This is a genomic window from Curtobacterium sp. MCLR17_040, assembly GCF_003234735.1.
Lineage (GTDB): Bacteria > Actinomycetota > Actinomycetes > Actinomycetales > Microbacteriaceae > Curtobacterium > Curtobacterium flaccumfaciens.
In genome coordinates this window covers 154,372-180,562 of record NZ_QKTE01000006.1, presented here as the reverse complement: position 1 = coordinate 180,562, position 26,191 = coordinate 154,372, and the positions used below count along the sequence as shown (strand labels likewise).

Here is a 26,191-nt window from a genome sequence, read left to right as displayed (position 1 = left end):
ACCCTCCCGCCGCCGCACACCTCCCGCCACGACCGAAGGACCACCCCGCATGAGCATGACCCCGGAGCAGGCCACCTGGTTCGCCGACGTCGCAGGCCGCATCGTGACCAACGTCGAGCAGGTGCTCCTCGGGAAGACGTTCGTGATCCGCCTCGCGGTCACAGCGATGCTCAGCGAGGGGCACCTGCTCCTCGAGGACGTCCCCGGAACGGGCAAGACGAGCCTCGCCCGGGCGATGGCGCAGAGCGTGCAGGGCACCACGAACCGCATCCAGTTCACCCCCGACCTGCTGCCGGGTGACATCACCGGCATCAGCGTCTACGACCAGCGGACGCAGGAGTTCGACTTCCACCGCGGGCCAGTCTTCGCGAACATCGTGCTCGCCGACGAGATCAACCGTGCGAGCCCGAAGACGCAGTCCGCGCTGCTCGAGGCGATGGAGGAGTCCGCGATCACGGTCGACGGCGTCAACCACCGTCTCGCCGCGCCGTTCATGGTCATCGCGACCCAGAACCCGATCGAGCAGGCCGGCACGTACCGTCTGCCCGAGGCGCAGCTCGACCGCTTCCTCATGAAGACGTCCATCGGTTACCCCGACCACGCCGCGACGGTGAAGATCCTCGAGACCTCGTCGGCTCCGTCGGCGTCGGTCCCGCTGGCGAGCGTCGTGCCCGCCGCGACCATCACCGAGATGGCCGCCCTGGCGCGCACCGTGCACGTCGACGCGGTGATCGCCGACTACGTCGCCCGTCTGGTGGACGCGACCCGCTCGGCGAGCGAGGTCCGGCTCGGCGTCAGCGTCCGTGGGGCGATGGGCCTGATCCGTGCCTCCCGTGTCCTCGCGGCGCTGAGCGGTCGCCACTACGTCACGCCGGACGACGTGAAGGCACTGGCCGTCCCGGTCCTCGCGCACCGCCTGGTGCTCGACGCCGAGGCCGAGTTCGACGGCGTCAGCGCACCGAGCGTCATCGCGCAGCTCCTGGTGGAGACCCCGCCGCCCGCCGACCGAGTCACGACGTGACGGACCGCCGGCCCGTCTCCACGCGCTCGCGCCGTCCGTCCTCGACGCGGTCGCGTCGTGGCACGACGGCGTACGAGCGCACGGGGACGGTCACCGGCATGACCAACGTCCGGACGCGCATCGTCGGTGACCGCGAGGGCGTCGCAGCGGATGCGGTCATCGGGATCGTCCGGCTCTGGGCAACGGCCTGGAGGCTCGTCCTGCGTCTCTGGGGCGAGGTCTCGTCCGTCGTCACCGGGCTCGGGTGGACGGTCGCCGCCCTGACGCTCGTCGCGTTCGTGACCGGCTACCGGTTCGGCCTGCGGGAGATCGTCGTCGTCGGGTTCGCCGGCGCCGTGCTCGCGGTGGTCGCCGCGGTGGCGTTGATCGGCCGGTCGCGGCTGGCGATCCGGATGCGGCTGCCGCAGCACCGTGTGGCGGTCGGCGACGACGCCGGCGTGATCATCACGGCCGAGAACCCCACGCGTCTACCGTCGGTGCCGACCACCGTCGAGGTCCCGGTCGGATCCGGCCTCGTCGACGTAGCGATCCCGGCCATCGGGCCGCACGGCACCTTCGAGCGGGAGGTCCCCGTCCCGACGCTCCGCCGCGGGGTGCTCGACGTCGGTCCCGTGACGGGCGTCCGCGCCGACCCGGTGGGACTCGTGCGCCGCGAGCTCGTCTGGACCGCCCGTGAGCAGGTCATCGTGCACCCGCGCACCATCGCGATCCCGTCGACGAGCACCGGCTTGGTGCGCGACCTCGAGGGGCAGGCGACGACGGACCTGTCACCCGCGGACATCGCCTTCCACGCCATCCGCGAGTACATGCCCGGCGACGACCCGCGCACCATCCACTGGAAGTCGACCGCCAAGTCCGGCGCGCTCATGGTCCGGCAGTTCGAGGACACCCGTCGCTCGCACCTCGTCGTCGCGCTCGGCATCGCCCGCGGTGAGTTCGCCGACGACGAGGAGTTCGAGCTCGCCGTCAGCGCGGCCGCGTCCCTCGGCGCGCGGGCGATCCGCGACGGCCGTGAGGTCTCGGTCGTGGTGTCGCAGCGCACGCCCGAGTTCGCGAAGCGTGCCGTGTACGCCGTGCGGACGCTCCCCACCGTCACGCCGACGCGCCTGCTCGACGACTTCGCCTCGGTCGGCCTCGCTGACGCGTGCCTGCCGATCGCCGAGGTCTCCCGGATCGTCGGGAGCGACACCGAGGGCATCTCCGTCGCGTTCCTCGTGGTGGGGTCGACCGTCGGCCTGCCCGCGCTCCGACTCGCCGCCACGCGGTTCCCCGTCGGGGTGGAGGTCGTCGCGGTGATCTGCGAGCCCGAGGCCCAGCCGCGGTTCCTGCGCGTCGCGGGTCTGACGGTGATGACCATCGGCTACCTGGACGACCTCCGGCACGCCCTGCACCGATCGGCGTCGGCAGCATGAGCGCCGCACCCGTGACCACCCCGGCCCCGGCACAGGACCGGGCGAGGCGCTCGACCCGGCGTTCCGACCGTCGCGACGCACGGCGGCTCGTGCCGTTCCGGCTCGCCGGCGGCACGCTGGCGGTCTGGCTGTTGCTGGCCGTCGCGAGCACGTCCTGGTGGCCGGTGTACCGGGACGGCGCGATGATCACCGCCGCGGTGACCGCGATCGTCATCGGGACGGTCGTCGCGCTCCTCGGCACCCTGTTCCGGCTCCCGACGGCCGTCGTGGCGGTCGCGACCGTCGCCGCCTTCACGCTCACGGGCGTCCCCGCCGCCGTGCCGAGTCAGGCCAACGGCCTGCTGCCCACCGGACGCGGCCTGCTCGACCTCTTCGCCGGCGTCGCCCTCGGCTGGAAGCAGCTGGTGACCATCAGCCTGCCGGTGGGCTCCTACGAGGCGCTCCTCGTGCCCTACTTCGTGACGCTGCTCGTGGCGGCGGTGACCGCCGTGAGCGTGGCGACCCGCGCCTCCAGGCAGGAACTCGCGAGCATCCCGGCACTGGTGCTCTTCTCGGTGGGGGTCGTCGTCGGGCCGAGCCGGCTCGACACGTCGATCGTGACGGCGGTCGTCCTTGTCGGCCTCGCCCTCGTCTGGGCGTTGACCGTGCGGCACGCGCGTCGCGCCGTCGCGGTGGCGACCACCATCGGTGCACGCGTGCCGGTCGCGCGGTCGATCGTCCGCCCCGCCCTCGTGGGAACCGGCACCATCGTGGCCGCGGCGGTCGTCGCGACCGGACTCGGCCTGGTGGCACCTCCGTCGGGTGAGCGCACCGTCGCACGCACCGACGTCGTGAAGCCGTTCGACCCACGCGACTACGTCAGCCCGCTCAGCGGGTTCCGCGCCTACGAGGAGTCCACCGCCTCGGACGCGACCCAGCTCCGGGTGACCGGCCTGCCCGAGGGCGGGTTCGTGCGCATCGCGACGCTCGACACCTACGACGGCGTCGTCTACCGCGTCGGCGGGGCCGACGGTTCGGCCGGCTCGGGCACCTTCGAACGTGTGCCGACCGCGGTCGACGTCCGTGGCGTCCGGGGCACCACGGTCGACGTCGGTGTGACGGTCGACGGGTACCGCGGGGTGTGGCTGCCGACGGTCGGTGACCTGGAGCGCGTGGAGTTCACCGGGCAGGACGCCGACGACGAGCGCGGCGCCTTCTTCTACAACGGATCGACCGGTACCGGCGCCGTGGTCGGCGGAGTCGGGGACGGCACGTCCTACGACCTGACGGCGGTGCTGCCCGACCAGCCGACGGAACGCCAGCTGGCCACCGCGCGCCCGGGGAGCGCCGCCGTGCCCACCGCACGGGACGTCCCCGACGCCGTGCGCGACACCGTGGAGTCCACGACGAAGGACGTGTCGGCACCCGGTGCGAAGCTCCTCGCCGCGGTGCAGTCCCTGCAACGGAACGGGTACGTCAGCCACGGTGTCGGCGACGACCGGATGAGTCGGTCCGGTCACGGTGCCGACCGTGTCCAGGAGCTCCTCACCGCACCCCTGATGATCGGGGACCAGGAGCAGTACGCCGCGGCGGCCGCACTGATGGCGGACGAGATCGGGTTCCCGGCACGGGTCGTGATGGGCTTCACGGCCGGGGGAGACTCGGGCCGCGACGGCACCGCAGCGCCGGGCGGGACGACGACCTTCCGTGGGTCCGACGTCACGGCCCGCATCGAGGTGGACACCGCGCAGTGGGGATGGGTGATGCTCAACCCCAACCCCGAGGTGCGCGAGATCCCGAACGAGCAGCAGCAGACCCCGCAGCCGGTCACCCGACCCGAGACGGTGGTGCCGCCGCCCCCGGTCGACCGGCAGGACCAGGACCAGCAGACGCCCCCCGAGAGCGACCGGAACACGCCGCCGGTGCAGCCGCTCTGGCTCCAGATCCTGCTCGCGGTGCTGCCCTGGGCCCTCGGGACCCTCGGCGTGGTCGCGCTCGTCCTGCTGCCGTTCGCCGTGATCGTGCTGCTGAAGCGACTGCGGCGCCGCCGACGGCGGAACGCCACCACGCCCCGCGGCCGCATCGTCGGCGCCTGGGACGAGTACCGCGACGCACTGCTCGACCGCGGGCACGACGTGCGGCAGGCAGCAACCCGACGCGAAGCCGTGGTCGGTGCACCGGGCGACGGTGGCACCGGACTCGCCGCGCTGGCCGACCGCGCGGTGTTCGGTCCGAGTGACGCCGACCAGACCACCGCCGACCGCATGTGGGCGGCGACCGACGATGCGATCGGTTCGCTCCGGACGGGACGGACCCGGCGGGAGCGGTTCCGCACCGCCGTCTCGCTCCGGTCCCTGCGGGGAACGGGACGCCGTCCGACGGCACGGTCCCGTCGGCGGACCGGCGGCCAGGCTGCGTCGGGGCGCGGCGACTACGATGTCCAGAGGCCGGACGAGCGTCGTGGACGGCCGAGTGAGGACAGAGGCACCACGTGATCAGATGCGAACACTGCGGATCGATGCTCCCGGACGGAGCGATCTTCTGCGGTGAGTGCGGACGCGCGGTCACCGCCGCCGCGAGCCGTCGCCCGGTCGCGCCGACTCCCGTCGAACAGGCACCGCCGCCACCGTTGCAGCAGCCCGACGCCCACGGCCGACGGTCCGACCCGGCTTCCGACGCCTGGTTGCCCGAAGCCACGCTCGATCCCGCCACGCGTGCGTGGCTCACCGGTGCCGACCGTCGCGGCACCGAACCGCCGGCACCCGTGCCGGTGCAGCGTCCCGATGCCTTCGCCCCGCGCCAGGCCCCCTCCCATGTGCACGGTGCCGGCTCCGGGCTCGAGGACTGGTCGGGTGCGCCGGGCGAGTCCGAGCCTCCCCTCGACCCCGACGCGTACCCGTCCGAACCCCTCGATGCGGACGACCCCGAACGCACGCGGATCGCCCCGGCTCCCGGTCGCCCCGAGACGCCCGAGGACCCGATCCGCGATGCTCCGTCGTCGGTGTCGGACCGGGCGGTGCGACAGCCCGTCGAATCCCAGCCCGTCGAGCCCCAGCCCGTCGAGCCGCCGCCCGCTGCCGAGCCCTCCGTGCCGGTGTGGGCGCCGCCCGCTGCCACCGCACCCCCGGCGGCACCCGCCGGTCCGTCCTGGTGGGTCGGTCGCGGTACCCCGGCTGCCGAGGCGCCCGCCGGTCCGGTCGTCCCGCCGATGCCGGGAGCACCCGCCGAACCTGCTTCCGAACAGGACGCTGCGGCTCCTGCGCCCGACGAACACGCGGCACAGGACGCCCAGAACGCACAGGACGCACAGGAACCCCGGGACGCACAGGGTGCCCGGGACGCCTCCGAGCCGGAGCCCGACGAGGCGATCGTGGCCGCATCGGAGACGAGCGCCACCGACGATCAGCCGGCCGTGGTGTCGCCCCCGCAGCCCGGGGACACCGCCGTGGTCGAGCCGCTGATCGACCGTCGACCGCCGCGTCCGGCCCCGCTCGTCACCCCGGGCATGCACGAGACGACCATCTGCCACGTCTGCGGCAACCGGCTCGAACCCGACGACATCTTCTGCGGCGAGTGCGGAGCCGTCCGTCCGGCGGTCACCGCGGCCTTCACCGGCCCGGTCATGCCGCTGCCGATGACCCGACCTGATTGGGCAGCAGAGGAGTCCGACAGCACGCAGGCCCCCGACGCGGGCAACGCTGCGGACGAGCCGGACGAGCCCGACGCGGGTTCGGCCGAGTCCGCGGGTCCGAACGAGTCCGACGAGCGCGCTGCAGGCGACGAGCCGGACGACGAGATCCCAGTGGACGACGATTTCCTCCGCGCCGAGGTCGAGCAGTCCGATGCCGGCCGACGTCCCCGCGGAGCGCACGCTGCACCGGTGACCGAGCCCGAGCCGCCGACCGAGGCGTCCGCCGTGTCGCGCACGCCGATCCCGCCGGTGCCCGGTTCCGCCACCGTCCCCTCCTCGGCACCGTCCGCCGACACCGCGGGCGTGCCCTCCGCTGCACCGCTGCCCCCGATCCCGGGAGCGACCGGACCCGCGCTGCCGCTCCCGCCCGTCGACCGGTCGGAGTCGCCCGCAGCGGCCGGCGCGCTCGACGACCTCGACGAGGACGTCGACGAGACCCGCATCGTCGCGAAGACCCCGACCCGGGCACCGTTCGTGCTGCACTTCAGCACGGGTGAGCGGCTCGGGGTGCACGGCACCGGCCTGCTCGGCCGGCTGCCGCGACCGCAGCCGGGGGAGCGCTACGACGACCTGCTGACCGTGCACGACCCGGGCAAGTCCGTGTCGAAGACGCACCTCGAGCTCGGCCGCGACGGCGACGACCTGTGGGTCTCCGACCGGTTCTCCGGCAACGGCACGGTCGTCCGGCACATCGACGGATCGATCCGCCGCTGCGAGCCCGGTCGCCGGTACCGCGTCGAGCGTGGTGCCCGCGTCGACATCGGTGAGCAGTTCTTCCTGGTGCAGTAGGCGACTTCTCCACAGATCGGGTCCTGGGCCAGCGCTGAGCTGCTCGTTCCTGGTGCGATGGGGTCATGTCCCGGTTCACCGCTCGTTGCGTGATCGTGGGGGCCGCGGTCGCGCTCGTCGTGGCCGGGGTCCTCGCGCCGATCAGCGGCGCGGGGCAGGGCGTCCTGCTCGGCGCGGGTGCGTGCTGCGCGCTGGTCGACGTGGTGCTGCACCGTTCGGCCTCGCCGGCCCCGGTCGCGGTCGTCGCTCCGCGCGGACCCGACCAGTCCGCCGAGCCCGGACCGCTCAGTGCGCCGGAAACGCTGACGGGTACCGTTCCCGAGGACGGCGACGGCACGCCGGCACTCGTCCTCGGGCACGGTCCGGGCGGCCGCGTGCTCGGGGTCGACGCCGCGTCCCACGTCGTGGTCGTCGGTGCCGGAGCACTCGCCGTCGCGGTGTTCCGCGGGCTCGCCGAGCAGCTCCGAGCCGCTGCCGTCCACACCGAAGAGGACCTGCGCTGGGCCGCTGCTCCCGAGGTCCTCGACGCCGTGGGGGCCAGCAGCGCCGATCCAGCCCCGAGCGGCCGCCCAGCGAGCACCCGGGCAGCGAGCACCCTGTCAGTGCACGCCCTGCCGTCGGGGACCTCGGTCGCGGTGCGGATGGGGGCCGACGGCCGACCGCACGGGTCCGTGGTGCTCGTGGCCGGACTCGGATCGGCGCCTCGTCAGCGGGACGTCACCGTCGAGGTCTCGCGGTACGGCTGCTCCGTCCGTCGACCCGACGACCACGCGGTCGTCCGGGTGTCCCCGGCGCTGCCGGTCCTCGTCCCCGACCCGGTGAGCGCCGATCGATGACCAGCTCCGATCGATGACCAGCGCCGACGCTTGATCAGCGCCCACGCTTGACCAGCGCCGAGCAACGATCAGCGCAACCCGGCCCCGACCCGCACCGCGCCGACGGGCACGCCGCCGCCGAGCACCCGCTCACCGGTCGCCTCGAGCACCTCGGCCACTCCGTCCGACGCCACGAGCCCGTTCCGCTCGAGCAGCGCCAGGGCCGCCAGGGTGCCGGCCCGCTGCGAGCCGTCGAGCACCTTCACGGCCACGGCCGCGCCTCCGGGCAACCCCATGACCATGACGCCCTCGGCACCGAGCTTCGCCAGCACCTGCAGTCGCTCGATGGTGACCGTGTTCGCGCGTCCGACGCCGTCGATCGCCCACGGGTGCGCCAGGACCGCGTCGGTCAGCGCAGCGGAGTCGTCGTCGGCCCGTGCCACGACACCGGCGAACCCGCGTGCCAACCCCGTCAGGGTGAGCGGGAACACGGGGGCGCCGCAGCCGTCCGTACCGACCAGGTCGACGGTCTCGTGCGTGTACTCCTCGACGACGGAACGCACCCGCTGCTGCAGCGGGTGCTCGATGTCGAGGTACGTGGCCTCGTCCCACCCGTTCACCCGGCAGGCCGCGAGCATGCCGGCGTGCTTGCCGGAGCAGTTCATCGCCAGGCGACGGGGGCCGTCCATCGTGCGGGCGGTCCCGCGGTCGAAGGGCATGTCGGGCGGGCAGCCGAGGTCGGATTCGACGTGGTCGAAGGACTCGAGCATGTGCAGGGCGAGCGCCTGGTGCGCCGCGGTGCCGGCGTGACTCGCGGTGGTGAGGACGAGTTCCTCGTCGGAGAACAGCGCACCGGCACGTCGGACGGCCAGGGCCTGGAACGGCTTCATGGTGGAACGCGGGTAGATGCTCGCGGTCACGTCGCCGACGGAGTCGATCACGGTGCCGCTCGCGTCGACGACGACTCCGGCGCCGACGTGCCGGCTCTCGTCGAACCCTGAGCGTTCGAGCACCGCCAGCTCGACGGAACCGTCGGCGGTGAGAGGATGGCGATCACTGCGGACTTCGGGGCTCACCGTCATGCCGCCATGCTAGCCAAGGCGAAGGGGCGCACCCGTGCACGACCACTCCTACGAGGTCTCCGTCAGCTGGACCGGCGACCGCGGGACCGGCACCTCCGGGTACCGCGACTACGGACGCGAACACGTGGTCTCGGCGACCGGCAAGCCCGACGTCCCCGGCTCCGCCGACCCGACGTTCCGCGGGGACCGTGACCGCTGGAACCCCGAGGAGATGGTGGTCGCTGCGCTGGCCCAGTGCCACATGCTCAGCTACCTGCACGTCGCGGTGACGAAGGGCTTCACCGTCGTCGACTACCAGGACACCGCGACCGCGTCGCTCCGCCTGAACCGCGACGGTTCGGGTGAACTGACCGAGGCGACCCTGCACCCGGTCGTCACGATCCTCGAGGCCGACCGGGTCGCGGACGCCGAAGCAGCACACGTCACCGCCAACGAGCTCTGCTTCATCGCGCGGTCCGTGGCGTTCCCGGTGCACCACGAGCCGCAGCTGGTCGTCCGACCTGCGTCATTGGCAGGGGACTCTTCGACAGGTGGGGCAGACTAGGTCCTCGTGAAGCGTCTCCGCCTGCTCCCGATCGCCATCGTCCCCGCCGTCGTGCTGGGACTCGCCGCCTGCTCCGGCTCCGGTTCGAACGGGTCCTCGGCCTCGCCGACCCCGTCGGCCAGTGCCACGGCCTCGGCGATCACCTCCTGCCCCGACCCGGGCAAGTCGTCCGACGCCATCAAGGCGACCGGGTCGTTCGGTGGTCCGAAGGCCCCGACCGTGAAGTTCTCGTCCGGCCTGTCCGCGAAGACGCCGCAGGCCACCCGCCTCGTGAAGGGCAAGGGCGCGGCGCTCGACGAGGGCGACTACGCGCAGGTCTCCTACAGCGTGTACGAGGCATCGGACGCCAAGAAGCTCGGCACCGTCGGCTTCGACGAGGGCAACCCGCAGGTGCTCTCCGTCGGCGGATCGGGCTTCGGCGCGCTCCTCGCCTGCTCGAAGGTGGGCGACCGCGTCGCCGCGGTCGGACAGTCCTCGGCACTCGGCTTCAACACCGGCGGCGAGATCGTCGTGGTCGCCGACGTCGTCGCGCAGACCCCGACCAAGGCGACCGGTACCCCGCAGGACCAGGACCCGGGCCTGCCCACGGTCAAGGACAAGGCCTCGGGCGAGCCGGAGATCACGGTCCCCGACGGCGTCAAGGCGCCCACGAAGACCACGGTCGAGGTGCTCAAGCAGGGCGACGGCACCGAGATCGCCGACGGCGACACCGCACTCGTGCAGTACAAGGGCGTCGTCTACGACACCGGCAAGGAGTTCGACTCCTCGTGGTCGAAGGGTGTCCCCACCACCTTCACCGTGTCGGAGAGCGCGCTCATCAAGGGCTTCGTCACCGGGCTCGTCGGGCAGAAGGTCGGCTCGCAGGTCCTGATCGTCGCGACGCCGGAGGACGCCTACGGCGCGAACCCGCAGGAGGGCTCGGGCATCCCGAAGAACGCCACGCTCGTCTTCGTGGTCGACATCCTCGCCAAGGGCTGACCGTGACGGACGGCCGCCTCGGCAGCACCGGTCCTGATCGTCGGCGGATCGTCGTCCTCGGCAGCACCGGCTCGATCGGCACCCAGGCGCTCGACGTCGTCGCCCGCAACCCCGACCGGTTCCAGGTCGTCGGGCTCACCGCCGGCAGCAACCGCGACCTCGTCGCCGAGCAGGCTGCCCGGTTCGGCGTCCGCGACACAGCGTTCGGCGCGGCCGACTCGGAGCAGCTCGTCCGGAGCGTCGAGGCCGACGTCGTCCTGAACGGGATCACCGGCTCGGTCGGCCTCGGCCCGACGCTCGCGGCCCTCGAGACCGGTGCCGTGCTCGCCCTCGCGAACAAGGAGAGCCTGATCGTCGGCGGCTCCCTCGTGCAGCAGGCCGCGGCGCCCGGGCAGATCGTGCCCGTGGACAGCGAGCACTCCGCCATCGCGCAGGCGCTGCGCTCCGGCGCCGACGCCGAGGTGCAGCGGCTCGTCCTGACGGCGAGTGGCGGTCCGTTCCGTGGGCGCACCCGCGAGCAGCTCCGTGACGTCACCCCCGCCCAGGCACTGGCGCACCCGACCTGGGACATGGGTCTCGTCGTCACGACGAACTCCGCGACCCTGGTCAACAAGGGGCTCGAGGTCATCGAGGCCCACCTGCTCTTCGACGTGCCGTACGACCGCATCGACGTCACCGTGCACGCGCAGTCGATCGTGCACTCCATGGTCGAGTTCGTCGACGGCTCCACCATCGCCCAGGCGTCGCCGCCGGACATGCGGCTGCCGATCGCGCTCGGCCTGGCCTGGCCGGACCGGGTGCCCGGCGTCGGCGTGCCGCTCGACTGGACGACCGCGAGCACGTGGACGTTCGAGCCGCTCGACCAGGACGCCTTCGGCGCCGTCGCCCTCGCCAAGCGGGTGGGCGAGCTGGGCGGGACGTTCCCGGCCGTGTTCAACGCCGCGAACGAGCAGGCCGTCGCCGCGTTCCATGCGGGCGCGATCGGTTTCCTGGACATCGTCGACACGGTCGAGCGCGTCGTCGAGGAGCACACCGCGGGGGAGCCGTCACTCGACGGCGTGCTCGCCGCGGAGCAGTGGGCCCGCACCGCTGCGGACCGCGCGCTGACCCGCTGACGCGAGTCGCGCCTCCCGTCCGACGCGGAGGCGGCAGACCGCGGACGTGACGCACAGGCCTGGAGGCCCAGATCACCTCTCAGACGGCGCTCGGCTCCGTCATGGAATCAGTCCCGTACTCTTTCCCGGTGACCGTCGAATCCGTCCTGCTCTTCGTCCTCGGCGTGGTCGTCTTCATCATCGGCCTGCTGGTCTCGATCGGACTCCACGAGCTGGGGCACCTGTCCTTCGCGAAGATCTTCAACGTCAAGGTGACGCAGTACTCGCTGGGCTTCGGCAAGGCGATGTGGTCGTTCAAGCGGGGTGAGACCGAGTACGGGATCCGCCCGATCCTGCTCGGTGGGTACATCTCGATGGTCGGCATGCTGAAGCCGCGCGCCTCGGGTCGGGCGAACGCCATCACGAACACCGGCATGTACGGCGCGTTCGTGCAGGACGCCCGCCAGGCCAGCGCCGAGCAGATCGCGGACTCCGGCGGTGACGACTCCCGCGCCTTCTACCGCCTGACGCCCTGGAAGCGGATCATCGTGATGGTCGCGGGCCCGGCCATGAACCTGGTGATCGGCATCGTGCTGTTCGGTGTGCTGCTGTGCGGGTTCGGGGCGCCGACGACGACCTTCACGTCGAGCGTCGGGTGCGTGCTGCCGAACAGCCAGACGACCGAGTGCTCGCCCGGCGACGCGGTGTCCCCGGCGAAGCAGGCGGGCATCGAGTCCGGCGACGTCGTGCTCTCGGTGAACGGTGAGCAGGACCCCACCATCACCCGCGTCTCCGAGGTCTTCCAGGAGTCCGCCGGTGAGCAGGTCACCGTGGTCGTCGAGCGCGACGGTGCCCGCAAGACCCTCGAGATCACCCCGACGACCGCCACCCGCGACGTCTACGACGCCGAGGGCAAGGTCGTCGAGAACGACGACGGCACCACGAAGACCCAGCGCGTCGGCGTGGTCGGCGTCAGCATCGGGCAGTCCCTGGTACGGCAGTCCCCGGCCGAGGTGCTGCCCGCGACCGGTGCCCAGATCGCGGCGTCGGCGCACCTGATCATCGACCTGCCGCAGCGCCTGGTCGCCGTGTGGAACGCCGCGTTCGGTGCCCAGGAGCGGTCGCAGGACAGCCCCGTGTCGGTGGTGGGTGTGGGCCGTGCGATCGGCGAGGTCTCGTCGATGAGCGGTGTCCCGGTGGTCGACAAGGCGTACACGATCCTCGGATTGCTGGCTTCGCTCAACATCGGCCTGTTCGTGCTGAACATGGTGCCGCTGCTGCCGCTCGACGGCGGACACATCGCTGGTGCGCTCTGGGAAGCGATCAAGCGACGGTCGTTCAAGCTCGTCGGCAAGGCGGATCCGGGGCCCATCGACCTGGCGAAGACGATGCCCCTGACGATGGTCGTCGTGGTGCTGCTGGCGGGGATGAGCGCGCTGCTGATCTACGCCGACATCGTGCGGCCGGTGAACCTGTTCGGGTAGTCGCTCCGGCGCTACGCTCAGCGGATGACCACAGCCGCCCCGCACCCTCCCGAGGTTCGCACCGTCGAGCGCCAGGGCCTCGACGTCATCGCCGAGTCCGATCGGAAGGGCACCCCACGGGGACTGTTCTGGCCGTGGTTCGCCGCCAACATCTCCGTGCTCGGCATCGCCTACGGGGCGTTCGTCATCGGGTTCGGCATCTCCTTCTGGCAGGCCACCGCCGTCTCGGTCGTCGGGGTGGTGTTCTCGTTCCTGCTGTGCGGCGTGGTCGCGATCGCCGGCAAGCGGGGGTCGGCGCCGACGATGGTGCTGAGCCGTGCGGCGTTCGGCGTGCGGGGCAACCGGGTGCCCTCGTTCCTCAGCTGGATCCTCACCGTCGGGTGGGAGACCTCGCTCGCCGCACTGGCGGTCCTGGCGACCTCGACGGTCTTCACCGAGCTCGGCTGGGACGGCGGGGTGCTGACGAAGGTCGTCGCGCTGGTCGTCGTCGCCGCGCTCGTGGTCGGGGCCGGCGTCGCGGGCTTCGACGTCATCATGCGCCTGCAGACCTGGATCACGGTCATCACGGGGGTGCTCACCGTCGTCTACATCGTGCTCGCGGTGCCCTCCATCGACTTCGCCGCGATCGCCGCGATGCCGTCCGGCAGCGGTCAGCAGGTCATCGGGGCCCTGGTCCTGGTGATGACCGGCTTCGGCCTCGGCTGGGTGAACGCCGCCGCTGACTACTCCCGGTACCTGCCGCGGGCCGCGTCCACCGGTGGGGTCGTCGGGTGGACGACCTTCGGCGGCGCGCTGGCCCCGGCGATCCTCGTGGTCTTCGGCGTCCTGCTCGCCGGGTCGTCGCCGGACCTGAACGCTGCCATCCAGGACGACCCGATCGGCGCGCTCACCACCATCCTGCCGATCTGGTTCCTCATCCCGTTCGCGATCGTGGCGATCCTCGGGCTCGTCGGGGGAGCGGTCCTCGACATCTACTCGTCGGGCCTCGCGCTGCTGAGCGTCGGCGTGAAGATCCCGCGGCCGGTCGCCGCCGGGGTCGACGGAGCGTTCATGGTCGCCGGTGCCGTGTACATCGCCTTCTTCGCGACCAGCTTCGCGAAGCCGTTCCAGGCGTTCCTGATCACCCTCGGCGTGCCGATCGCGGTGTGGGCCGGCATCTTCGTCGCGGACGTCCTGCTGCGCCGACGCACCTACGCGGAGTCCGAGCTCGACGACCGTCGCGGCCGCTACGGTGACGTCCGGTGGGGCGCGATCGCCCTGGTCGCCGTCGGCACGGCGCTCGGGTGGGGGCTCGTCACGCTGGCGTCACCGGCGTGGCTGTCGTGGCAGGGCTACCTGCTCGGCCCGTTCGGCCTCGGTGGCCGCGAGGGGCCGTGGGCCTACGCGAACCTCGGCGTCCTCGTCGCCCTGGTCGTCGGGTTCCTCGGCACGCTGCTGTTCGCGCGCGGCTCGATCCGCCGTCAGGAAGCACTCGCCACGCCGGACGACCTGCGATGAGCGCGGCGATCCCCGACGACGCCTGGCTCGTCGTCATCGACATGCAGCAGGTCTTCACCGGCGAGAACCCGTGGGCCGCCCCGCGGTACGACCACGCCGGCGCCGGCATCGAGCGGCTCCTGCCGCGGTTCACTGGCCGCACGGTCTTCACCCGCTTCGTGGCTCCGGCGGAGCCCGAGGGGGCGTGGGTGCCGTACTACCGCGACTGGCCCTTCGCGCTGGTGCCGGACGCCGACCCGCTGTACGCGCTCACCGAGCCCTTCGCGTCGGCCGCCGCGGACCGGAACGACCCCGTCGTGACGGAACCGACCTTCGGCAAGTGGGGGACGAGCCTCCAGGCCGTCGTCGGCGACCACCCGCACCTGGTGCTCACGGGGGTCTCGACCGACTGCTGCGTGCTGTCGACCGCGCTGGCGGCGGCCGACGCGGGTGCGACGGTGACCGTCGTGGCGGACGCCTGCGCCGGCGCCAGCGACGAGGACCACGACCGTGCGCTCGCGGTGATGCGGCTCTACGCCCCGCTCATCACGGTCGTGGACTCGGTCAGGGAGCTCTGAACGGACGCACGGGGACCGGACCCGGCACGGTCAGACCGAGCGCGTAGAGTGCTCACGTGCCCGCAGTCAACCTCGGTATGCCCAAGTCCCCCGAAACCCTCGCTCCGCGTCGCAAGTCGCGGCAGATCCGGGTCGGCAAGGTGCTCGTGGGCGGCGACGCCCCGGTGTCCGTGCAGTCGATGACCACGACGCAGACCACCAACATCAACGCCACGCTGCAGCAGATCGCCGAACTCACGGCGTCGGGCTGCGACATCGTCCGGGTCGCCGTCCCCACGCAGGACGACGCCGACGCGCTGGCGATCATCGCGAAGAAGTCGCAGATCCCCGTGATCGCCGACATCCACTTCCAGCCGAAGTACGTCTTCCAGGCGATCGACGCCGGCTGTGCCGCCGTCCGCGTCAACCCGGGCAACATCCGCAAGTTCGACGACCAGGTCGGCGCGATCGCCAAGGCCGCCAAGGACGCCGGCGTCTCGCTCCGCATCGGCGTGAACGCGGGGTCGCTCGAGCCGAGCCTGCTGCAGAAGTACGGCAAGGCCACCCCCGAGGCGCTTGTCGAGTCCGCGGTGTGGGAAGCCTCCCTGTTCGAGGAGCACGACTTCCACGACTTCAAGATCTCGGTCAAGCACAACGACCCGATCGTGATGGTCAAGGCCTACCGGCAGCTCGCCGCCGCCGGGGACTGGCCGCTGCACCTCGGCGTGACCGAGGCCGGCCCGGAGTTCCAGGGCACGATCAAGAGCGCCACCGCGTTCGGCATCCTGCTGGCCGAGGGCATCGGCGACACCATCCGCGTGTCGCTCTCCGCCCCTCCCGCGCAAGAGGTCAAGGTCGGCCTGCAGATCCTGCAGTCGCTCAACCTGCGCGAGCGCAAGCTCGAGATCGTCTCCTGCCCGAGCTGCGGTCGCGCGCAGGTCGACGTCTACCAGCTCGCGAACGACGTCACCAAGGGGCTCGAGGGCATGACCGTCCCACTCCGCGTCGCCGTCATGGGCTGCGTCGTGAACGGCCCGGGCGAGGCGCGCGAGGCCGACCTCGGCGTCGCCTCGGGCAACGGCAAGGGGCAGATCTTCGTCAAGGGCCAGGTCGTCAAGACCGTGCCCGAGGCCGAGATCGTCCAGACCCTCATCAACGAGGCGAACCGCATCGCGGACGAGATGGGTCCGGCCGCCGCCACCGGCACGCCCCAGGTGATCATGGCGCCGTAGGCGCGACCACCCTCCGACCGGAGGCCCGGTGCCAGCTGGCACCGGGCCTCCGGTCCGTCGTCGTGCGGTGCTGGTGCCGGCGCCAGCGCCGGTCGGCACGGTGCGCGCTTCGCGCTTCCGTGCGGGGCTGTTCGCTCCGTGCGAGGCTGCAGGCGCGCACGCAGCGGCTGGTGCCGCACCGGCCGATGAACCTCGCACGGTGCGGCTCTGCTCCGCGTCGCCTGCGGCGCCCGCGACGCACCGCGGACCGGCCCGGAGGCTCGCTGCGGCTGCTCGACGCGCGTCCCCTCCGCACGGTGCGGACTTCGCGAGCGGCCGCCGGGTTGATCGCCCGGTGCGAGCCTGCGGACGCTCACCCAGCGGCTGCCGCCGCACGAGCCAGCGAACCGCGCACCGTGCCGAACCGCGCCGACAGCGCCCAGCGGCGGGGACACCGCAGGGAACCCGCGCCGTCGGCCCGCCGCCACTAGGCTTGCCCCGTGGTCACACGGCTTTCGCATCTGTTCCTCCGTACGCTCCGCGACGACCCCTCCGACGCCGAGGTGACGAGCCACAAGCTGCTCGTCCGCGCCGGGTACGTCCGTCGCCAGTCCCCGGGGATCTTCGCCTGGCTGCCGCTCGGCCTCCGGGTGCGCGCCAAGATCGAGGCGATCATCCGTGACGAGATGGTCGCAGCCGGTGCGCAGGAGGTCCTGCTGCCCGCGCTCCTGCCCCGTGAGCCGTACGAGGCCACGAACCGCTGGACCGAGTACGGCGACGGCATGTTCCGCCTGCAGGACCGCAAGGGTTCCGATTACCTGCTCGCCCCCACGCACGAGGAGATGTTCGCGCTCCTGGTGAAGGACCTGTACTCGTCCTACAAGGACCTGCCGGTCACGCTGTTCCAGATCCAGGACAAGTACCGCGACGAGGCCCGGCCCCGCGCCGGGCTCCTGCGCGGCCGCGAGTTCACCATGAAGGACGCGTACTCGTTCGACCTCACCGACGAGGGCCTCGAGCGCAGCTACCAGGTCATGCGCGACGCGTACGAGAAGATCTTCGCCCGCCTCGGCCTCGACTACGTCATCGTCAAGGCCGACGCCGGCGCGATGGGCGGCTCGAAGTCCGAGGAGTTCCTGCACCCGATCGGCGTCGGCGAGGACACCTTCGTCCGCAGCGCCGGCGGCTACGCGGCCAACGTCGAGGCGTACGTCACCCCCGTCCCCGAGTCGCTGCCGATCGAGGGCCAGCCGGAGCCCGTGCTGCTGCCGGCGTCGGACACCCCGACGATCGACACGCTCGTCGCCCACGCGAACCAGGTCGCGCCGCGCGAGGGTGCGCCGTGGACCGCGGCAGACACGCTGAAGAACGTCGTCCTCGCGCTCACCCACCTCGACGGCACGCGCGAGGTCGTGGTCGTCGGCCTGCCCGGTGACCGCGACGTCGACCTGAAGCGCGCCGAGGTGTCGTTCGCCCCGGCCGAGGTCGAGGCCGCCGGCGACGACGACTTCAAGAAGCACCGGGGCCTGGTGAAGGGCTACATCGGCCCGCAGGTCCTCGGCGCCGACAGCGCCACCGGCCTCCGCTACTTCGTCGACCCGCGTGTGGTCGACGGCACGAGCTGGCTCACCGGCGCCAACGAGCGTGGCGTGCACGTGTCCGGCCTCGTCGCCGGCCGTGACTTCGTGGCCGACGGTGTCGTCGAGGTCTCCGACGTCCGCGCGGGTGACCCGTCGCCGGACGGCTCCGGCCCCCTCGAGACCGCGCGCGGCATGGAGATCGGGCACGTCTTCCAGCTCGGCCGCAAGTACGCCGAGGCGCTCGGTCTCAAGGTGCAGGACGAGAACGGCAAGCTCGCGACGGTCACGATGGGCTCGTACGGCATCGGCGTGACCCGCATCCTCGCGATCCTGGCCGAGTCCCACAACGACGAGAAGGGCCTGGTCTGGCCGAAGAACGTCGCGCCGTTCGACGTGCACATCGTCGCCACCGGCCGTGACCAGGTCGCCTACGAGCTGGCGGCGTCCGTCGTCGCCGAGCTCGAGGGCGAGCGGTTCGACGTGCTGTACGACGACCGCCCCAAGGTCTCGCCCGGTGTGAAGCTCCGTGACGCCGAGCTGCTCGGCATGCCGATCGTCGTCGTCGCCGGTCGCGGCGCCGCCGAGGGCGTCGTCGAGCTGTGGGACCGCGCGACCGGCGACCGCCGCGACGTGCCGGTGGCCGAGCTGCTCGACGCGGTCCGCGCGATCTAGACGCGACCCCTGACGGACAGCAGGCCCGTGGCGACGTCGCCACGGGCCTCCTGTCCGTCTCCTGGTTCTGGGGTACGCTTGTGGCCGACTTCTGCGCAGTTCCACCCCGCAGGAGCGACTCATCTGAATACGGAGGCACCTCGGTGAAGATCGATCTCGCAGTCCTGCGACTCATGGAGCGCGAGCGGGAGATCCCGTTCGACGAGCTCGTCCAGATCATCGAATCTGCCATCCTGACCGCCTACCAGAAGCACGCCGACGAGAACGGCGAGCCGGCCCACGCGCAGTCGCGTGTGGAGCTCGACCGCAAGTCCGGCGAGGTCAGCGTCTACGTCCCCGAGCTCGACGACGAGGGCACCGTCATCGGTGAAGCCGTCGACCAGCCGAGCGACTTCGGACGCATCGCGGCCTTCGCGGCGAAGCAGGTCATCAACCAGCGCCTGCGCGACATCGGCGACGACAAGATCCTCGGCGAGTTCCGCGGCAAGGAAGGCGACATCGTCGCGGGCGTGGTCCAGCAGGGCCCGAACCCGAAGATGGTGCACGTCGACCTCGGCACGATCGAGGCGATCCTGCCGCCCGAAGAGCAGGTGCCGGGGGAGTCGTACAAGCACGGCTCCCGCATCCGCGTCTACGTGACGAGCGTCGCCCGCGGCAACAAGGGCCCGCAGATCATCGTGTCGCGCACGCACCCGGGCCTCGTCCGGAAGCTCTTCGCACTCGAGGTCCCGGAGATCGCGTCCGGTGTCGTCGAGATCACCTCGCTCGCCCGCGAGGCCGGCCACCGCACGAAGATCGCCGTCAAGGCGAACGAGCCCGGCGTGAACGCGAAGGGCGCCTGCATCGGCGAGCTCGGCGCACGTGTCCGGGCCGTCACGAACGAGCTCGGTGCCGAGAAGATCGACATCGTCGACTACTCGTCCGACCTCGCATCGTTCGTCGCGAGCGCCCTGTCGCCGGCCAAGGTGACGAGCGCGTTCGTGCTCGATGCCTCGACGAAGGCCGTCCGCGCGCTCGTGCCGGACTACCAGCTGTCGCTCGCGATCGGCAAGGAGGGGCAGAACGCCCGCCTCGCCGCGAAGCTCACCGGTGCCCGCATCGACATCCAGCCGGACTCCATCCTGGACGGCGAGGACTAGGACGATTTCGCTCCCGGCGCGCCCTGCGAGGGCGCGCCGGATCGCGCACGTCCGAGGCAAGGAGTAGAGTGGTTCCCGTCAGAACGTGCATCGGCAGTCGCCGTCGCGCTTCCCGATCCTCCCTCCTCCGAGTCGTCGCCCTGAGCGATGGCCGTGTCGTGGCGGATCCGAAGGCAGTCATGCCGGGCCGGGGAGCGTGGCTCACACCGACCGTCGATGCCTACGATCTGGCCGTCAAGCGCAGGGCTTTCCGCCGTGCGCTCCGGTTGGATCGCGATCCCGACACGTCCGCGGTGCTCGACCACATCGTCGGTCTCCCACAGGAACCGGCCGAGCGCCCGGACATGACAGAACAGGCTGAACGGCTTATGGACAACTGATGAGCGGCTCGAAATGAGACCCGTCATCCATTGAGTCCTGCCCCTTCACGGGGTGGGACCCGTGAAGGAGAACAGTGGCTAAACCACGCGTACACGAGATCGCAAGCGAACTCGGCGTCGACAGCAAGACCGCACTCGAGAAGCTCAAGGAGCTCGGCGAGTTCGTCCGGGGTGCCAGCTCGAGCATCGAGCCCCCCGTGGCACGGAAGCTCCGTGCCGCCCTCCAGGCAGACGGCGCCCCCGCGGCGAAGCCCGCCGCCTCGGCCTCCGCGCCGAGCGCACCCGCCAAGGCCAGCGCGCCGAAGTCGAGTGCACCCAAGCCCGGCGGTCCCCGTCCGGGTCCGGCTCGTCCGGCACCGGTTCCCGAGCCCGAGGCCCCGGCAGCACCCGCTGCCGACGTGCCCGCACCGGCCGCACCGAAGTCCGTCGCCCAGCGACAGGCCGAGGCAGAGGCTGCGCAGAAGGCCCGTGCCGAGAAGCAGGCCGCTGAGAAGCAGGCCGCCGAGCAGGCAGGCGGGTCGACCGACGCTGCTCCGAAGACCGACGCCGTGAAGCCGGGCACCAGCCCGAAGGCTCCCGCGGCAGCCGGTCCGAAGCCGGGTGGCCCCAAGCCCGGTGCACGTCCGGGCAACAACCCGTACTCGTCGAACCAGGGCATGGGCTCGCGCCCGCCGCGCCCCGGCAACAACCCGTACTCGTCCAACCAGGGCATGGGCCAGCGCCCGGCCGCCGGCGCAGCCGGTGGCGGTGGCATCCCGCGTCCGCAGCCCCCGCGTCCGGGTACGCCCCGTCCGGGTGCTCCGCGTCCGGGTGGTCCCGGTCAGGGCAACCGTCCCAACGGCTTCGGGCAGCGCCCGGGCCAGGGTGGTGGCCGTGGCGGCCCCGGTGCCCGTCCGGGTGCCGGCGGCGGTGCCGGTGGCGGCTTCCCGCGTCCGGCCTTCAGCGGCCCGCGTCCCGCCGGTGGCGGTGGCCGTGGTCGTGGCCCCGGTGGTGGTACCGCCGGTGCGTTCGGTCGCGGTGGCGGCAAGAGCCGTGCCCGCAAGTCGAAGCGGACGAAGCGCGCCGAGTACGAGATGCGTCAGGCCCCGTCGCTCGGCGGTGTGCAGGTCCCTCGTGGCGACGGCAACACGGTCGTCCGACTCCGTCGTGGTGCGAGCATCTCGGACTTCGCGGACAAGATCGACGCCATGCCCGGCAACCTCGTGACGGTGCTGTTCCACCTCGGTGAGATGGCGACCGCGACCGAGTCGCTGGACGAGGCCACGTTCGAGGTCCTCGGTGACGAGCTGGGCTACAAGATCCAGATCGTCTCGCCCGAGGACGAGGACAAGGAGCTCCTCGAGGGCTTCGACATCGACCTCGACGCAGAACTCGAGGACGAAGACGACGACGTGCTGCAGCAGCGGCCGCCGGTGGTCACCGTCATGGGTCACGTCGACCACGGCAAGACCCGCCTCCTCGACGCGATCCGCAACTCGAAGGTCGTCGAGGGCGAGGCCGGTGGCATCACCCAGCACATCGGTGCGTACCAGATCGTCGCGCAGCACGAGGGCATCGACCGCCCGATCACCTTCATCGACACCCCGGGTCACGAGGCCTTCACGGCCATGCGTGCCCGTGGTGCCCAGGTGACGGACATCGCGATCCTCGTGGTCGCGGCGGACGACGGCATCATGCCCCAGACCATCGAGGCGTTGAACCACGCGCAGTCGGCCGGTGTGCCGATCGTCGTCGCGGTCAACAAGATCGACAAGGAAGGCGCGAACCCCGCCAAGGTCCGCCAGCAGCTCACCGAGTACAACCTGGTGGCCGAGGAGTACGGCGGCGACGTCATGTTCGTCGACGTGTCGGCGCGGCAGAACATCGGCATCCAGGAGCTCCTGGACGCCGTGCTGCTCACCGCGGACGCCGGTCTCGACCTGCGTGCGAACCCCGACAAGGACGCCCGTGGTGTCGCGATCGAGGCCCGGCTCGACAAGGGTCGCGGTGCAGTCGCCACGGTCCTCATCCAGTCCGGCACGCTCCACGTCGGTGACGCCATCGTGGCGGGCACGGCCTACGGCCGAGTCCGTGCGATGACGGACGAGAACGGGGTCGCGGTCAAGGCCGCGACGCCGAGCCGTCCGGTCCAGGTGCAGGGTCTGTCCTCGGTGCCCCGCGCCGGTGACACCTTCCTCGTCACCGAAGAGGACCGCACAGCGCGTCAGATCGCTGAGAAGCGTGAAGCCGCCGAGCGCAACGCCCTGCTGGCGAAGTCGCGCAAGCGCATCTCGCTCGAGGACTTCACCCGTGCGCTCGAAGAGGGCAAGGTCGAGTCGCTCAACCTCATCATCAAGGGTGACGTCTCCGGTGCCGTCGAGGCACTCGAGCAGTCGCTCCTGGACATCGAGGTCGACGACAGCGTCCAGCTCCGCATCCTGCACCGCGGTGTCGGTGCGATCACGGAGTCGGACATCGACCTCGCCACGATCGACAACGCCATCGTCATCGGCTTCAACGTCCGTCCGGACGTCAAGGCCCGTGAGCGTGCGGCGCGCGAAGGCATCGACGTGCGCTTCTACTCGGTCATCTACAACGCACTCGACGACATCGAGCAGTCCCTCAAGGGCATGCTCAAGCCCGAGTACGAAGAGGTCCAGTCGGGCGTCGCCGAGATCCGCGAGGTGTTCCGTTCCTCGAAGTTCGGCAACATCGCGGGTGTCATCGTCCGCTCCGGCACGATCACGCGCAACGCCAAGGCGCGCGTCATCCGCGAGGGTGTGGTGGTCGCCGATGGCCTGGCCATCGAGTCACTGCGTCGCTTCAAGGACGACGTGACCGAGGTCCGCACGGACTTCGAAGCCGGTATCGGTCTGGGCAAGTTCAACGACATCCAGATCGGCGACGAGGTCGAGACGACCGAACTCGTCGAGAAGCCGCGCGACTGATCGCGTGACTCCTCTGGGCCCCGGCCTCCCCACGTGGGAGGCCGGGGCCCGACCCCTTTCCCACGCAGGACCACCGGCGGGAAGCGTCCCGCCACTGCCTCAGGAGGCACCCAATGGCCGATCCGCAGCGCGCACGCAAGATGGCGGACCGCATCAAGGAAGTCGTCGCACGTCGACTCGACAAGGGTCTGCGGGACCCGCGACTCGGGTTCGTCACGATCACCGACGTCCGTGTGACCGGTGACCTGCAGCACGCGTCGATCTTCTACACCGTCTACGGCACCGACGAGGAGCGTGCGGACTCCGCCGCGGCGCTCAAGGCCGCGACCGGCATGCTCCGGTCCGAGGTCGGCAAGAACATCACCGCCCGGCTCACGCCGTCGCTCGAGTTCATCGCCGACGCCCTGCCCGAAACTTCGGCGCACATGGAGGACCTGCTCGTGCAGGCCCAGGTGCGCGACGAGCAGGTCCGCGCAGCCTCGGTCGGTGCGACGTACGCCGGCGACGCCGACCCGTACAAGCGCGACGAGGACGAGGACGACGACGACGCTGCCGAGACCGACGGCTCCGCCGAGCCGCGTTCCTAGACCCCGGGCAGCTGGTAGCCGCTCGCGTCGTCCCCGACGGCCAGTCCGTCACGCAGGAGCGACGCGAGCGCCCGGTCCCGCTGGTCGGCGTCCGGCCACACCGGTTCGATCTCGGACCGGGTGACCGGCACGTCGCTGGCGCGCAGCTCGGCCATGATCAGGCCGCGCACCTGGCGGTCACTGCCGGCGAACTTCGTCTGCCGCGGAGCCCGCGGCCCGTCGTGCTCCGGGTACCCGGCCGCACGCCACGCGCAGCGGTCCGCGATCGGGCACGCATCGCACGCGGGGGAGCGGGACACGCACACGAGCGCGCCGAGCTCCATCACGGCGGCGTTCGTGGCGGCTGCGTCGTCGCGGTCCGCGGGCAGCACGGACTCCATCAGCGGGAGGTCCTGCTTCGCCTTCGCCGGCCCGGGTTCGCCCTGGCCGAGGACCGCACGTGCGAGCACGCGGCGCACGTTCACGTCCACGACCGGGTGCCGGTCGCCGTACGCGAAGACCGCGACGGCGCGGGCGGTGTAGTCGCCGATGCCCGGCAGGGCGAGCAGCGCGTCGACGTCGCGGGGCACGACGTTGCCGTGTTCGTTCGCGATGGCGGTCGCCGCCGCGTGCAGCGCGAGCGCGCGTCTCGGGTAGCCGAGCCGGTCCCAGGCACGCACCGCCTCGGACGGGGGCGAGTCCGCGAGGTCGCGAGGCGTCGGCCACCGGGTGAGCCACGCCTCCAGTCGGGGGACCACGCGCGCGACCTGCGTCTGCTGCAGCATGATCTCGCTGACGAGCGTCCCCCACGCGGGGAAGCCGGGGCGGCGCCACGGCAGGTCCCGCGCCTGCTGGCGGAACCACGCGATCAGCGGGGTCGCGATGTCGGGCCGTTCCGGCGTGGCCGGCTCCTGCACACCGCGTCGCGCGGTCGGTTTGTCCACATCCGGTCTGGAGGCCCGACTCGCGTTCACCTCGACAGCCTACGGTGGACGCATGGCACGCTGGGCACCCGAAGAGACCGACACGATGGCTGCGATCGCCGCAGAGGCGATCGCGCAGGTCGGCACGAACCGCACGGTCATCGGCGTCGACGGGCAGGACGGCACCGACCTCGAGCGGGTCGCGGCCGCGCTCGTCACCGGTTTCGAGCAGCACGGGGTCTCCGCGATGGCGGCCGCCGCGCCGTCCGCCGACCAGGACACGCTGCGGTCCGACCTGGTGACGCCCTTCCGCACGACCGGAGCCGGTGACGGTGTCCTGATCGTGCACGGACGGGGCATCCTGGCTCACGGGGTCCGTACCCTGTGGCGCTGGTCGCTGTGGGTCGAGCAGGAGTCCGGCCGGCTCGAGCGCCGCGCCGACGTGAAGATCGCGGCCTCCGCCGTGCTCGACGTCACCGATCCCGAGCACCCCCGCCGCGAGTGGAACGACGCCTGCTGACCGGCGCTGGTAATCTCGGCTGGTGCTCGAAACCGCGCCGGACGGCATCCTCCTCGTCGACAAACCGCAGGGGATCTCCAGCCACCGGGTGGTCTCCATCGCCCGACGGCGCCTCGGCCTGAAGAAGGTCGGCCACGCCGGCACCCTCGACCCCATGGCCACCGGGCTGCTGCTGCTCGGCATCGGGCCGTCCACCCGGTTGCTGACGCACCTGGTGGGCCTCGACAAGACCTACACGGCGACCATCCGGCTCGGTGTCTCCACGGACTCCGACGACGCCGACGGCACGCCGACCGCTGCTGTCGGTGTGGGAACTGCCGACGTCTCGGACGACGCCGTCGAGACCGCCGTCGCAGCACAGCGGGGCGTCATCGACCAGGTCCCGTCCACGGTCAGCGCGATCAAGGTCGACGGGCGCCGCGCCTACGACCTGGCGCGCAAGGGCGAGGCGGTGGAGCTCAAGTCCCGCACGGTGACCGTCTCGCAGTTCGACGTCACGACGCGGAACGAGCGGACCGTCGCCGTCGACGGCACCGACGTCGCCGTGGTGGACCTCGACGTCGTCGTGACCTGCTCGTCGGGCACCTACGTCCGCGCGCTCGCCCGTGACGTCGGCGCTGCCCTCGGCACCGGGGCGCACCTCGTCGCCCTCCGTCGGACACGCGTCGGACCGTTCGACGTGCAGGACGCCATCGACCTCGAGGACGACGCCGTCGACGTCCGCGCCGCGCTCGCACGTCCGGCGGACATCGCCCGGCGACTCTTCTCGTCGGTGACGCTCGACGCAGCCTCGGCGAAGGACCTCACCGACGGCAAGCGCGTCGCGGCCGAGCACCCCGACTCGGACGGGCCGGTGGCAGCGGTCACGGCGTCCGACGACCGGCTGGTCGGCCTCGTCTCCGTCCGCCGCGGACTGCTCCGGGTCATCACGAACTTCCCGACGCCCGGTGCGTCGTCCTCCTCGCAGACCGGAGCCCGCGCGTGATCGAGTGGTACATGTGGGTGCAGCTGGTGCTCGCCGTCGTGGTGGGGCTCTTCGCGGTCGTCGTGGGGTTCATCGGCTGGAAGCCGAACGACTACACGGTCGGCGCGCTCGTGCTCATCGAGTTGCTGCTCCTTGCGCAGGGCGTCATCTCGATCGTGCTGCCGGCGACGGGCAGTCCGCCCGACGGCAACGCGCTCGAGTTCGGGGTGTACGCCGTTTCTGTCCTGCTCGTCCCGCCGGCCGCGGTCGTGTGGGCGCTGATCGACCGCACGAAGTGGAGCACCGTGGTGCTCGGCGCCGGGGCCTTCACCGTCGCGGTGATGGTCTACCGGATGTACCAGATCTGGTTCGCGCTGAACTGACGCC

Annotated in this window: 22 protein-coding genes; 20 read left to right on the top strand and 2 right to left on the bottom strand. The window is 71.7% G+C overall.

Annotated elements, in window-relative coordinates:
- Positions 1–49: 49 nt before the first annotated feature.
- From DEJ01_RS07935 to DEJ01_RS07915, 5 genes are all read left to right on the top strand, one after another.
- Positions 50–1,021 (top strand): MoxR family ATPase, encoded by a 972-nt coding sequence (locus tag DEJ01_RS07935; RefSeq protein WP_027465773.1) that lies wholly within the window; start codon positions 50–52, stop codon positions 1,019–1,021.
- Between the two features lie 98 nt (positions 1,022–1,119).
- Entirely contained in the window at positions 1,120–2,433 is a 1,314-nt protein-coding gene (locus tag DEJ01_RS07930; RefSeq protein WP_071404615.1) for a DUF58 domain-containing protein, read from the top strand.
- On the top strand, positions 2,430–4,907 hold the full coding sequence (locus tag DEJ01_RS07925) for a DUF3488 domain-containing protein (protein WP_111092666.1): 2,478 nt from the start codon (positions 2,430–2,432) through the stop codon (positions 4,905–4,907). Before DEJ01_RS07930 ends, DEJ01_RS07925 begins: the two co-directional genes overlap by 4 nt.
- On the top strand, positions 4,904–6,892 hold the full coding sequence (locus tag DEJ01_RS07920) for a zinc-ribbon domain-containing protein (protein WP_111092665.1): 1,989 nt from the start codon (positions 4,904–4,906) through the stop codon (positions 6,890–6,892). Before DEJ01_RS07925 ends, DEJ01_RS07920 begins: the two co-directional genes overlap by 4 nt.
- A 65-nt stretch (positions 6,893–6,957) precedes the next feature.
- The gene (locus DEJ01_RS07915) at positions 6,958–7,728 is read left to right on the top strand and encodes a hypothetical protein (RefSeq protein ID WP_146247576.1); all 771 of its coding nucleotides are present in this window, start codon (positions 6,958–6,960) and stop codon (positions 7,726–7,728) included.
- A gap of 68 nt (positions 7,729–7,796) precedes the next feature.
- On the opposite strand, the gene DEJ01_RS07910 is transcribed toward DEJ01_RS07915, so the two are convergent.
- Positions 7,797–8,789 (bottom strand): asparaginase, encoded by a 993-nt coding sequence (locus DEJ01_RS07910; protein ID WP_110864596.1) that lies wholly within the window; start codon positions 8,787–8,789, stop codon positions 7,797–7,799.
- Positions 8,790–8,823: 34 nt separating this feature from the next.
- Between DEJ01_RS07910 and DEJ01_RS07905 the strand changes: the two genes are divergently transcribed.
- The 12 genes from DEJ01_RS07905 to rbfA all read left to right on the top strand — a co-directional run bounded on the left by DEJ01_RS07905 (position 8,824) and on the right by rbfA (position 23,418).
- Positions 8,824–9,333 carry an OsmC family protein gene (locus tag DEJ01_RS07905; protein WP_071404620.1) on the top strand — a complete coding sequence of 170 codons (510 nt, stop codon included), beginning with the start codon at positions 8,824–8,826 and terminating at the stop codon, positions 9,331–9,333.
- A gap of 6 nt (positions 9,334–9,339) precedes the next feature.
- The gene (locus DEJ01_RS07900) at positions 9,340–10,311 is read left to right on the top strand and encodes an FKBP-type peptidyl-prolyl cis-trans isomerase (RefSeq protein ID WP_071404621.1); all 972 of its coding nucleotides are present in this window, start codon (positions 9,340–9,342) and stop codon (positions 10,309–10,311) included.
- A gap of 2 nt (positions 10,312–10,313) precedes the next feature.
- A complete protein-coding gene (gene dxr / locus DEJ01_RS07895; protein ID WP_111092663.1) occupies positions 10,314–11,426 on the top strand; it encodes a 1-deoxy-D-xylulose-5-phosphate reductoisomerase in 1,113 nt (370 codons plus the stop codon).
- A gap of 128 nt (positions 11,427–11,554) precedes the next feature.
- Positions 11,555–12,889, top strand: coding sequence for an RIP metalloprotease (locus DEJ01_RS07890; RefSeq protein ID WP_181438387.1), 1,335 nt, complete (start codon positions 11,555–11,557; stop codon positions 12,887–12,889).
- Between the two features lie 24 nt (positions 12,890–12,913).
- Positions 12,914–14,386: a cytosine permease gene (locus tag DEJ01_RS07885; RefSeq protein WP_111092661.1), complete on the top strand. Its 1,473-nt coding sequence runs from the start codon at positions 12,914–12,916 to the stop codon at positions 14,384–14,386.
- Positions 14,383–14,943, top strand: a complete 561-nt coding sequence (locus DEJ01_RS07880) for a cysteine hydrolase family protein (protein ID WP_084740730.1) — start codon at positions 14,383–14,385, stop codon at positions 14,941–14,943. Before DEJ01_RS07885 ends, DEJ01_RS07880 begins: the two co-directional genes overlap by 4 nt.
- A gap of 56 nt (positions 14,944–14,999) precedes the next feature.
- A complete protein-coding gene (ispG, locus tag DEJ01_RS07875) occupies positions 15,000–16,154 on the top strand; it encodes a flavodoxin-dependent (E)-4-hydroxy-3-methylbut-2-enyl-diphosphate synthase (protein ID WP_171907786.1) in 1,155 nt (384 codons plus the stop codon).
- Positions 16,155–16,633: 479 nt separating this feature from the next.
- The gene (locus DEJ01_RS07870; protein WP_111092660.1) at positions 16,634–18,385 is read left to right on the top strand and encodes a proline--tRNA ligase; all 1,752 of its coding nucleotides are present in this window, start codon (positions 16,634–16,636) and stop codon (positions 18,383–18,385) included.
- 143 nt (positions 18,386–18,528) lie between these two features.
- Positions 18,529–19,524 carry a transcription termination factor NusA gene (gene nusA, locus DEJ01_RS07865; protein ID WP_071414715.1) on the top strand — a complete coding sequence of 332 codons (996 nt, stop codon included), beginning with the start codon at positions 18,529–18,531 and terminating at the stop codon, positions 19,522–19,524.
- A gap of 68 nt (positions 19,525–19,592) precedes the next feature.
- Positions 19,593–19,904 carry a YlxR family protein gene (locus DEJ01_RS07860; protein ID WP_031259737.1) on the top strand — a complete coding sequence of 104 codons (312 nt, stop codon included), beginning with the start codon at positions 19,593–19,595 and terminating at the stop codon, positions 19,902–19,904.
- Between the two features lie 74 nt (positions 19,905–19,978).
- Positions 19,979–22,831, top strand: a complete 2,853-nt coding sequence (gene infB, locus DEJ01_RS07855; protein ID WP_111092659.1) for a translation initiation factor IF-2 — start codon at positions 19,979–19,981, stop codon at positions 22,829–22,831.
- A 113-nt stretch (positions 22,832–22,944) separates the two neighbouring features.
- Positions 22,945–23,418 carry a 30S ribosome-binding factor RbfA gene (gene rbfA / locus DEJ01_RS07850; RefSeq protein WP_111046423.1) on the top strand — a complete coding sequence of 158 codons (474 nt, stop codon included), beginning with the start codon at positions 22,945–22,947 and terminating at the stop codon, positions 23,416–23,418.
- Here rbfA and DEJ01_RS07845 read toward each other — a convergent pair.
- Entirely contained in the window at positions 23,415–24,341 is a 927-nt protein-coding gene (locus DEJ01_RS07845) for an A/G-specific adenine glycosylase (RefSeq protein ID WP_375342378.1), read from the bottom strand. The genes rbfA and DEJ01_RS07845 overlap by 4 nt on opposite strands.
- Before the next feature lie 52 nt (positions 24,342–24,393).
- Between DEJ01_RS07845 and DEJ01_RS07840 the strand changes: the two genes are divergently transcribed.
- Genes DEJ01_RS07840 through DEJ01_RS07830 form a run of 3 tightly spaced genes read left to right on the top strand, consistent with a single transcriptional unit; the run spans position 24,394 to position 26,187 of the window.
- On the top strand, positions 24,394–24,840 hold the full coding sequence (locus DEJ01_RS07840) for a hypothetical protein (RefSeq protein ID WP_111046422.1): 447 nt from the start codon (positions 24,394–24,396) through the stop codon (positions 24,838–24,840).
- A gap of 22 nt (positions 24,841–24,862) precedes the next feature.
- Complete coding sequence (gene truB, locus DEJ01_RS07835) at positions 24,863–25,825, top strand: tRNA pseudouridine(55) synthase TruB (protein ID WP_111092658.1); 963 nt, start codon at positions 24,863–24,865, stop codon at positions 25,823–25,825.
- Positions 25,822–26,187 carry a hypothetical protein gene (locus tag DEJ01_RS07830; protein ID WP_071403707.1) on the top strand — a complete coding sequence of 122 codons (366 nt, stop codon included), beginning with the start codon at positions 25,822–25,824 and terminating at the stop codon, positions 26,185–26,187. Before truB ends, DEJ01_RS07830 begins: the two co-directional genes overlap by 4 nt.
- The last annotated feature ends 4 nt before the right edge of the window (positions 26,188–26,191 follow it).